Here is a 9,692-nt window from a genome sequence, read left to right as displayed (position 1 = left end):
CATCGTTCAAGACGACCTATTTGCCGCTCAGCAACCGATCGCGGGCCGCGTTGAGCTGGGCCGCCAGCCCCGCCGTACCGCCCTTGTCGGGATGGGCCATGCGGATCAGCCGAGCGTGGGCGGCCTGGATTTCCTCGCGGCTGGCCTTGGGCCGACCCCAAGAATCGAGCGGGCCTCGATCAGGGAGGTCTCGGCCGCCTGGGCCGGGCCCGGCTTGCCGATCATCGGGCGCTGGCGGGCGACCGTCGCGCTCCACACCCCCAGCACCACCAGCACGACACTTGTGCCCCAGGCCCCGCGCACGCCGGTGAAGGCCGCGCCGGCAAAAGCGGCGATCGACAGGGCCCCGGCCCCGATGCGCCAGCCGTCGCGCTTCAGGAACCCCTGCCCGCGTCCGGAGACCACGAGCAGCAGGACCGCGCCGCCGATCAGAAGATAGAGCATCAAGCGCCTCTCGCGCCGCCCGACTATTGGGCGGCGAGCAGAGTTTCCCCGGAATAGGCCGAAAGACCAAGGGAATGCATCAGGGCGCGCAGTTCCTGGCGCGCGGCCAGATGCTGCAGCGACACCGGCACCGGGCGAACCTGGGTCGACAGGTCGGCGATGGTCAGGCCGAACGGGAACAGTTCGCGATAGATCACCCGGTCGCGCAGACCCGGGCCCATGCGGAATCCGACCCGCTTGGACAGGGCCGTCAGCCGGTCCTCGATGCGCTTGCGGTTGCGCGCCTCGGTGGTGGCCAGGCGATTGCGCAGCACCACCCAGTCCAAGGCCTGGCGCTGGCCGCTGAGGGCGCGCGCCTTGCGAGCTTCCCAGACCGTCTGCGAATAGAGGCTCGGCTTGGTCAGCTCCATGGTCACCGGATCGATGTGACCCAGCATGTCGAAGTCGACGAAGCTGTCATTCATCGGCGTGACGATCAGGTCCGCCAGCCCATGGGCCATCCGCGAGATCGCGGTGTCGCCGCCGGGCGTGTCGATCAGCACGAAGTCCGCGCTGTCGCGCGCCGCCTGGAAGGCCGCCTCGAACCGCTGGACCTGTTGGGCCTCGCCGGCCGCCGCCAGGGCGATGTCGTCCTCGCTCAGCCGCATCATGGTCAGCTCGGGCAAGGTAACCTTGTTGCCGGCCAGCCAGGCCTTGCGATTCTCGAAGAACCGCATCGAGGTGCACTGGCGCAGATCGAGGTCCATCAGCGCCACCTTGGCGCCGCCGTACAGCAGCGCGGTGGCGAGATGCACGGCGATGGTCGACTTGCCCGCCCCGCCCTTCTCGTTGCCGACGACGATCACCCGAGATTCGGCCATGGTCATCTTCCCTATTTCCGCCGCGACTCGGCAAACCTCACCGAAAGATTAACACGCAGGAGACCCCTTGGGTCGGGTCCGCGTCAATCCTGAGGCCCTTCAGCTGTGGACCCATTGTCGCAGGTGGACGCCGCCGGTCCCCTCGGCCATAAGCCAACCCCTGTTTTGTCGGGATTTCGCCATGGCCACGACCCTGCCCATCGTCCGCACCGTCGCCGACCTCCGCGCCCAGGTTCGGGCCTGGAAGGCGGCCGGTCAGACCGTGGCCCTGGTCCCGACCATGGGCGCCCTGCACGAGGGCCACCTGTCGCTGATCCGGCTGGGCCGGGCGCGGGCCGACCGCGTGGCGGCCAGCGTCTTCGTCAATCCCAAGCAGTTCGCGCCGCACGAGGATTTCGACGCCTATCCCCGCGGCGAAGGCCGTGACGCCGACCTGCTGGCCTCGGCCGGCTGCGACCTGATGTACGCGCCCGACGCCGGCGAGATGTACGCCCCGGGCTTTTCCACCACGATCAGCGTCTCGGGCGTGTCCGAACCGCTGGAAGGCGGGGCGCGGCCGCAGTTCTTCAGCGGGGTCGCCACCGTGGTCGCCAAGCTGCTGATCCAGGCCCAGCCGGATGTCGCTGTGTTCGGCGAGAAGGACTACCAGCAGCTGCAGGTGATCAAGCGCCTGGTCCGCGACCTGGATCTGCCGGTGCAGATCGTCGGCGCGCCCACTCAGCGGGCCGAGGACGGCCTGGCCCTGTCGTCGCGCAACGCCTATCTCAGCGCCGCCGAGCGCCAGGCCGCCGTCGCCCTGCCCCGCGCCCTCGAGGCTGTCGCCAACGCCATCGCGGCGGGCGGCCGGGTCGACGCGGCCGAGGCGGCCGGCAAGGCCGCCCTGACCGCCGCCGGCTTTGGCCCGATCGACTATCTGGACGTGCGCGAGGCCGGCGACCTGTCGCGACTGGGCCCTGGCGCGATAGACCCCGCCACGGCCCGGATCCTGGTCGCCGCCTGGCTGGGCAAGACCCGGCTGATCGACAACCGGGCTGTTTAGCCCTTACCAGGCCCCCAGTTCGCGCAGCTGACGGGCCAGGTCCGCCGGCATCTCGGCGCTTTCGCTCTCGGTCAGGTCGGGCGGCGCGTCCGCGGGCGTCAGATAGCGCCAGCCCTGGAAGGGGCGGCGCGGCTGGGGGGCCACGCGGATGATCGGCGGATCGACGGTCACCTCGCAGCGCTTGGCCGCGCCCTCGCCCACCGTGTCGATGGCCAGGATGGTCTGACGGCACACAACCTGCCCCTTGATCACCCGATAGAGCGACCCGCCGTCCAGCACCTCATCCACGCGCTTGGGGGTCATGCGGGTGTGCATCACCCAAGGCTCCCCGGTCCGGTGCCAGGCCAAAAGGTCGTCGATCGTGTCGCAGCCGACGACCAGCTTGATGATGTGTAACGCCATGGCGCGGGTGATAGCGCGGCCCGGCCCGATCGGGGAAGCCACCTTTCGTCCGCTGCGGGACGAGCGCCATGACAACGTTATCAAACGGCGTTGCCAGCGCACTTCGACCGATGCTATCGAATTGGCCAGGGTGAAGCCGTGATCGCGAAAAGCGGCGCGCGACCGGGGGGAATTCATGACGACGGCGATGAATACGTCCGAAGTTTTCCTGATCGCGATGCTGATCATCTTCGCCGCGCCCTATCTGGTCTGGCGGCTGTTCAGGACCGAATATTACGCACCGCTGGTGGTGGTTCAGATCATCGGCGGCATCATCCTGGGCCCCGGCGTGCTGGGTCACCTGTTCCCGACTATTACGCCTTCGTGTTCAGCAAGCCGGTGATCGCCGCCCTGAACGGCGTCGCCTGGTGGGCGGTGATGATCTTCGTCTGGGTGGCCGGGATCGAACTGGATCTCAAACAGGCCTGGTCGCTGAGGCGGGAAACCGGCGTCACCTCCGGATTGGCCCTGGTCGTGCCCCTGCTGTTCGGTAGCGCCGCCGCCCTGGTCATGCTGCGGTTTGGCGGCTGGGCCGGCGCCAAGGGCGCGCCCTGGCAGGTGGTGCTGGGCATCGGCATGGCCTGCGCCGTCACCGCCCTGCCGATCCTCGTCCTGTTCATGGAAAAACTGGAGATCCTGCGCCAGCCGCTGGGCCAGCGGATCCTGCGCTATGCCAGCCTCGACGACGTGGCCATCTGGGGCGTGCTGGCCCTGATCCTGCTGGACTGGGAGCGCGTCGGGCGGCAGGCGGGCTTCCTGGTCGCCTTCGGCCTGGCCGCCTATGCGATCCGCAAACTCATGGTCCGCCTTCCCGAGAAGGACCGTTGGTATGTCGGTCTGATCTGGCTGGCGGCCTGCGGCTTCGCGGCCGACTGGGCCGGCCTGCACTACATGGTCGGGGCTTTCCTGTCCGGCGCGGTGCTGGAGTCCGACTGGTTCGACCGCAAGCAGATGGACGCCTTCCGCAACCACATCCTGCTGGCCGTGATGCCGGTGTTCTTCCTCAGCACCGGCCTGCGGACCCAATGGGACGTCGGCGGCCTTGCGGTGTTCGGCGCGGCGGGCCTGCTGCTCGTCGCCTCGGTCACCGGCAAGCTGGCCGGCGTTCACCTGGCCGGCCGGATCCTGAAGTGGGAAAAGGGCGAGGCCTCGGTCATCGGCTGGCTGCTGCAGACCAAAGCCCTGATCATGATCATCTTCGCCAACATCCTGCTGGACAAGCAGATCATCACCAACACCACCTTCACAGCCCTGCTGCTGATGGCGGTGGGGAGCACCATGCTGACCATCCCGACCGTCACGCCGAAGCTGAAGAAGCTGGCCGGGCTGGTGTCCAAGACCCAGTAGCGGAAGCGGCCGAGCCGGTTCGCCCTAGGCGGCCGGCTCCAGCCGCGCCAGCACCACGCCCTCGCTGACCTGGCCGCCGGCCACGGCCGAAAGCTCGGCCACCACCCCGTCGAACGGCGCGGCCAGGGCGTGCTCCATCTTCATGGCTTCCAGGGTGAGCAGGGTCTGGCCCTTGACCACCGACTGCCCGGCCGCGACCGCCACCGAGACGATCTTGCCCGGCATCGGCGAGATCACCGCCCCGTCCGAGACCGCCGAATGGGCCCCGCCGCCCTGATAGGCGAAGTCGAACACCTGAACATCGCCGCCCTCGAAGGCGTAGATTGGACCGTCGCCGAACACGCCGGGCAGAACATCGACATCATCCAGCGCCCGTCCGTCCTCGACCGTGATGTCCCACGACCAGTCGTCGCCGGCCCCGCCGGCCAGGGCGACCCGCAAAGGCATGGCCTTGCCGTCAACGCTGAACGGCAGGACCATGGGGGCCCTAGACGCGTTCATCCGGAAGCCCAGCAGGCGTGAGGGCGCGCTTTCCCAGGCGTCGGCGCCCGGACGGTCAGCCTCCATGAAGGCCTCAAGGCGATGACCGATGGCCGCAAGGGCCGGCGCGTCGGAAAACGACCGCGCGGTCAGGTCGTCCAGCCGCGCCTCGATGAAGCCGGTGTCGATCCGGCCCTCGACGAAGTCCGGATGGCTGGCGCACTGGGCCAGGAACGCGGCGTTGGTCTTGACCGGCCAGACCTCGACCAGGGCGCAGGCCTCGGCCAGGCGGGCGGCGGCGTCCTCGCGGTCGACCCCGTGGGCGATCAGCTTGGCGATCATCGGATCATAGAAGGGCGTCACCTCGCCGCCCTCCTCCACCGCGCTGTCGACCCGGACATCGCCCTCGGGCAGGCGGAAATGAGTCAGCTTGCCGGTCGAGGCAGGAAGCCGTTGGTCGGGTTCTCGGCATAGAGCCGGGCCTCCATGGCCCAGCCGTCCAGGGTGATCTCGTCCTGTTCCAGCGGCAGGGGCTCGCCCGAGGCGACGCGCAGCTGCCACTCGACCAGGTCCTGGCCGGTGACCATCTCGGTGACCGGATGCTCGACCTGCAGACGGGTGTTCATCTCCATGAACCAGATACGGTCGGCGCGCAGGCCGTCGCTGGCGTCGGCGATGAACTCCACCGTGCCGGCCCCGACATAGTTCACGGCCCGGGCCGCCTTGACCGCCGCGTCGCAGACCGCGGGCGGGTGGCCGCGTCCATCCCCGGGGCCGGGGCCTCCTCGATGACCTTCTGGTGGCGGCGCTGCAGCGAGCAGTCACGTTCGAACAGGTGGACGACCTCGCCGAAGCTGTCGCCGAACACCTGCACCTCGATATGGCGCGGCCGGGTGACGTATTTCTCCAGCAGCACATGCTGGTCGCCGAAGCTGGCGGCCGCCTCGCGCTGGCACGAGGCCAGGGCCTCGGCGAAATCGGCCGCCGCCAGCACCTTGCGCATGCCCTTGCCGCCGCCGCCGGCCACGGCCTTGATCAGCACCGGATAGCCGATCTTGCCGGCCTCGAGGCTGAGCCGCTCGACCGACTGATCTTCGCCCAGATAGCCCGGCGTGGTCGGCACGCCGGCCGCGATCATCAGCTTCTTGGCGGCGTCCTTCAGGCCCATGGCGCGGATCGCCGACGGCGGCGGGCCGATCCAGACCAGGCCCGCATCGATCACCGCCTGGGCGAAGTCGGCGTTCTCCGACAGGAAGCCATAGCCGGGATGGATCGCCTCGGCCCCGGTCTGCCTGGCCGCGGCGAGGATCTTTTCCGGGACCAGATAGCTCTCCCGCGCCGGGGCCGGGCCGATCAGGATCGCCACGTCGGCCTCCATCACGAACGGGGCCTCGGCGTCGGCCTGCGAATAGACCGCGATGGTCCGCACGCCCAACTCACGGGCGGTGCGGATGATCCGGCGGGCGATTTCGCCGCGATTGGCGATGAGGACGGAAGAGATCAACGGCTGGGCCTACATTTGGGAAAGGGTGAAAATCATCAGGCCGACCACCAGGATCGCGAAGGCCGTGACGCTCATGAACCAGACGATAAAGGTCTTGAGCAGCGCGCCAAAAATGCTGGAGCCGTAACCGCCCCGCAGGGTCTGGAAGAGGTTGATAGGCGTCCAGAACGCCAACAGCACGAACCAGGGCGCGACCAAGGGCGTGGGCAGCACCATGCCGACGGCGTTGGTCAGGAACGCGAACGACAGCAGGTTGGTGGCCACCAGCAGGTGGTCATAGATGAAGTACTGGCGCTTGTTCACATAGACCAGCGCCAGGCTCAGCCCCATGATCGGCAGCAACAGAACCGCCAGGCGGTGCGCCCAGCCGAACATCACCAGCAGGTAGTAGTCCGGATTTTCCACGGCCTTGGCCGTGCGCTCCTTGAGCCAGTTGCCGCTGACCACCGAGCTTTGGAAATGGATGGTGTTGTTGGACCGCGCCTTGGTCTCGGACGTGGTCGGCGCGGGCCTGGTTACGGGCCTGCCGTGGGGGCTTTCTTCCGCGATGGCCTGGGCCTTGGCTCCCAAGGCGTCGGGCCCCTCCTCAATCGACAGGCTGCGGATCTGGTCGGCGGCCGCCTTGCCCGTCAGCTTGTGCGCGAGCTCCTGCGCGACCTTGGGGTCCTTTTCGATAGCGTCGGCCCTGGCGATCTTCTCCGCATAACGGTCCTGAACATTCTGGACAGCCTCGGCATAGCTGGCGGCGACCTTGGCCTTATCCTGGTCGGGATCCTTCAGCGCCTCGTCGCGATCGCTCGCGGCCTCTTTCAAGGACTCGTCACGCACCTCGACCGCCTCGGCGCGCCGTTTACCGGCTTCCTTGGCTCGCCCCTCCGGGGTCGCCAGCTCGGCGGCGCGATGCTCGGCCTCAACTTCTTGGTGATGCTTGATCTGGTGGATGGCGTGTTCAGCGGCGAAGATGAACAGCAGCAGGGCGACCAGGAAGGTGCGGAACGGCGGCACGTGCCGCGCGATGCGCCCTTCCATATAGTCCTTGGCCAGGACGCCGGGCTTAAAGAACAGCAGCGGCAGGGTCTTGGCCAGGCGGCCATCGAGGTGGAACATCCCCTCGATGGCTTCCCAGATCAGGTGCAGGATCGTGCGGTGATGGGTGTCGGCGTTCTGGCCGCAGGCATGGCAGTACCAACCTTCCAGGGTCGCGCCGCAGTTGGCGCAAGGCTGGCCCTGCCGGTCGAACGGCTTCTTCTTTTTCGGTCGGAAGACATCCGTAAAGGAGTCCGCCGCCGCCGCCTCGAGTTCACCCGTCATACCGCCCCCAGCCCCGTCATCCGTGTCGTGAATCGCGCCTAGAGCGACCAGGCCGGTTTACGACGGGCCAGGAAGGCGCGCACGCCTTCTTGGCCCTCATCCGAAATACGCCGCCGCGCGATGCGCTTGGCGCTTTCCTCGATCAGGCCCTTGTCGATCTTCTGGTCCGCGAAGTCGTTGACCAGCGCCTTGGCGTCGCCGATCGCGCCCGGGGCGCAGAGGATCACCTCCTCGACCAGGGCGTCGCGGGCCGCCTCGAGGCTGGCGGCGTCATCGAACACCTCGTCGACCAGGCCGTAGCTCCAGGCCGCGTCGGCGTCGAACAGCCGGCCGGTGGCGAACAGCAGCTTGGTGGTGCGCGGACCCAGGGCGGCGATGACATAGGGGCTGATGGTGGCCGGGGTCAGGCCCAGCTTCACTTCCGAGAAGCTGAACGTGGCGTCGGCCGTGGCCAGGGCGTGATCGCAGGCGGCGACCAGACCGGCCCCGCCGCCGAAAGCGGGACCTTCGACCAGGGCCACGGTCAGGGCCGGAACGTCGTGCAGGGCCTTGAGCATATGGGCCAGGCCCAGGGCGTCGTCGCGGTTGTCGTCCTCGCTCCACTCGACGGCCGAGGCCATCCAGTCCAGGTCGGCGCCGGCGCTGAACACGCCGCCGACGCCGCGCAGGAACACGATCCGCACGCCTTCGGCCCCGTGCAGGGTCTCAAAGGCCTCGCGCAGCGCGGCGATGGTCGGGCCGTCGAAGGCGTTCTTCTTCTCCGGACGGTTGATCCACACGGTCACCGCGCCCGAGGGCGTGCTTTCCAGGTGAACCAGCGGGCTCATGGCGTCGGTGTCGGGAACTTCGACGATCGGATCGGCGATAGGGTTGGTCATCGGTCTTGGCCTTCCTGAGATCTGGCTAAGCAATACATCACATGCGGTCGCAGCGGGTGGTCGAGCGCGAGGCCCGGATGATCGAAATCCCGGCCCGCGTCGCGCGAAAAGCCCAAGCGCTGCATAACCGCCTGGGAGCGGACGTTCGAACGGGCCGTAAAGGCCACGATCTCATCAATGGGCAGACGAGAGAAACCATCGGCGAGGAGTGAAGGCATGACGCCGGAGACAAGGCCGCGCCCCACGGCGCCCGTCCTCAGCCGCCAGATCGCCTCGACGCCCTCGACGCCAAATTCGCCGTCCAGCCGATGCAGTCCCGCCGCGCCCACGGCCTCGCCCGCCTCATCCAACACCGCCCAGACGCCCCAGCCGTTGTCCGCCAGGCCCGAGACGACGCGGTCAAACGTCGCGCGGCTCCGCGCGTCGTCCATCGCGCCGCCCAGCCACTGGGCGACCAGCGGATCGCGGTTAAGCGCCTCCCAGGCCGGGAGCAGCGCCTCGGTCCAGGGCAGCAGACGAGGATGCGGCGAGGTCAACACGGCTACATCCGGAAGACGCCGAACGTCGTCTCCGGAATCGGCGCGTTCAGCGAAGCCGAGATCGCCAGACCCAGAACGTCCCGGGTTTGGGCTGGGTCAATGATCCCGTCGTCCCAAAGCCGCGCGGTGGCGTGATAGGGATTGCCCTCGTCCTCGTACTTCTGGCGGATCGGGGCCTTGAAGGCCTCGGCCTCGGCCTCGGTCCACTTGGCGGCGTCGCGGTGCACCGTGGCCAGCACGCTGGCGGCCTGCTCGCCGCCCATCACCGAGATCCGGGCGTTGGGCCAGGTGAACAGGAACCGCGGACTATAGGCGCGCCCGCACATGCCGTAGTTCCCCGCCCCGAAGCTGCCGCCGATCAGCACGGTGAACTTGGGCACCTCGGCGCAGGCGACCGCCGTGACCAGCTTGGCGCCGTCCTTGGCGATGCCGCCGGCCTCGTACTTGCCGCCGACCATGAAGCCCGAGATGTTCTGCAAAAACACCAGCGGAATCTTGCGCTTGCAGGCGAGTTCTATGAAGTGCGCGCCCTTGACGGCGCTCTCGGAGAACAGCACCCCGTTATTGGCCAGGATCGCCACCGGCATGCCCCAGATACGGGCGAAGCCGCAGACCAGGGTCGTGCCGTACAGCGCCTTGAACTCGTCGAACTGGCTGTCATCGACGATGCGGGCGATGACCTCGCGCACGTCGTAGGGGGCGCGCACATCGCTGGGCACGATGCCGTACAGTTCTTCGGCGTCGAACAGCGGCGGCTTGGAATCGGCGATCACCAGCTGCGCCGGCTTGGTGGTGTTGAGATTGGCGACGATCGAGCGGACGATCTCCAGCGCATGCTCGTCGTCATTA

The 9,692-nt window shown here is 68.1% G+C and carries 10 protein-coding genes and 1 pseudogene; 3 read left to right on the top strand and 8 right to left on the bottom strand.

The features are described 5' to 3' along the window. Nucleotides 1–105 precede the first annotated feature (105 nt). Complete coding sequence (locus CSW58_RS03280) at nt 106–444, bottom strand: molecular chaperone DnaJ (RefSeq protein ID WP_369825063.1); 339 nt, start codon at nt 442–444, stop codon at nt 106–108. A gap of 23 nt (nt 445–467) precedes the next feature. Beyond that, nucleotides 468–1,304 carry a division plane positioning ATPase MipZ gene (locus CSW58_RS03275; RefSeq protein ID WP_099446289.1) on the bottom strand — a complete coding sequence of 279 codons (837 nt, stop codon included), beginning with the start codon at nt 1,302–1,304 and terminating at the stop codon, nt 468–470. A gap of 181 nt (nt 1,305–1,485) precedes the next feature. On the opposite strand from CSW58_RS03275, the gene panC reads away from it, so the two are divergent. Then, the gene (gene panC / locus CSW58_RS03270; RefSeq protein ID WP_099446288.1) at nt 1,486–2,343 is read left to right on the top strand and encodes a pantoate--beta-alanine ligase; all 858 of its coding nucleotides are present in this window, start codon (nt 1,486–1,488) and stop codon (nt 2,341–2,343) included. 3 nt (nt 2,344–2,346) lie between these two features. Here panC and CSW58_RS03265 read toward each other — a convergent pair whose 3' ends face one another. Beyond that, nucleotides 2,347–2,745, bottom strand: coding sequence for a DUF1489 family protein (locus tag CSW58_RS03265; protein WP_099446287.1), 399 nt, complete (start codon nt 2,743–2,745; stop codon nt 2,347–2,349). Between the two features lie 217 nt (nt 2,746–2,962). On the opposite strand from CSW58_RS03265, the gene CSW58_RS14260 reads away from it, so the two are divergent. Then, nucleotides 2,963–3,127: a hypothetical protein gene (locus tag CSW58_RS14260; protein ID WP_201721555.1), complete on the top strand. Its 165-nt coding sequence runs from the start codon at nt 2,963–2,965 to the stop codon at nt 3,125–3,127. Beyond that, nucleotides 3,109–4,131 (top strand): cation:proton antiporter, encoded by a 1,023-nt coding sequence (locus CSW58_RS03260; RefSeq protein WP_201721554.1) that lies wholly within the window; start codon nt 3,109–3,111, stop codon nt 4,129–4,131. Before CSW58_RS14260 ends, CSW58_RS03260 begins: the two co-directional genes overlap by 19 nt. Nucleotides 4,132–4,155: 24 nt before the next feature. Here the strand turns inward: CSW58_RS03260 and CSW58_RS03255 are convergent. The 5 genes and pseudogenes from CSW58_RS03255 to CSW58_RS03235 form a co-directional block, all read right to left on the bottom strand. After that, a pseudogene (locus CSW58_RS03255) lies at nt 4,156–6,115 on the bottom strand (biotin carboxylase N-terminal domain-containing protein). Nucleotides 6,116–6,124: 9 nt separating this feature from the next. Beyond that, nucleotides 6,125–7,426: a DUF3667 domain-containing protein gene (locus CSW58_RS03250; protein WP_099446286.1), complete on the bottom strand. Its 1,302-nt coding sequence runs from the start codon at nt 7,424–7,426 to the stop codon at nt 6,125–6,127. A 38-nt stretch (nt 7,427–7,464) separates the two neighbouring features. Then, complete coding sequence (locus CSW58_RS03245; RefSeq protein ID WP_099446285.1) at nt 7,465–8,304, bottom strand: enoyl-CoA hydratase-related protein; 840 nt, start codon at nt 8,302–8,304, stop codon at nt 7,465–7,467. Beyond that, the gene (locus CSW58_RS03240; RefSeq protein ID WP_099446284.1) at nt 8,301–8,843 is read right to left on the bottom strand and encodes a GNAT family N-acetyltransferase; all 543 of its coding nucleotides are present in this window, start codon (nt 8,841–8,843) and stop codon (nt 8,301–8,303) included. The genes CSW58_RS03245 and CSW58_RS03240 overlap by 4 nt, the downstream gene beginning before the upstream one ends. A gap of 2 nt (nt 8,844–8,845) precedes the next feature. Then, the coding region (locus CSW58_RS03235; RefSeq protein ID WP_304441624.1) for a carboxyl transferase domain-containing protein at nt 8,846–9,692 on the bottom strand (847 nt) is incomplete at its 5' end.

It is taken from the genome of Caulobacter sp. B11, assembly GCF_002737765.1.
GTDB lineage: Bacteria > Pseudomonadota > Alphaproteobacteria > Caulobacterales > Caulobacteraceae > Caulobacter.
The sequence above is the reverse complement of the archived record's forward strand: the minus strand, read 5'-3'. Positions and strand labels throughout refer to the sequence as shown.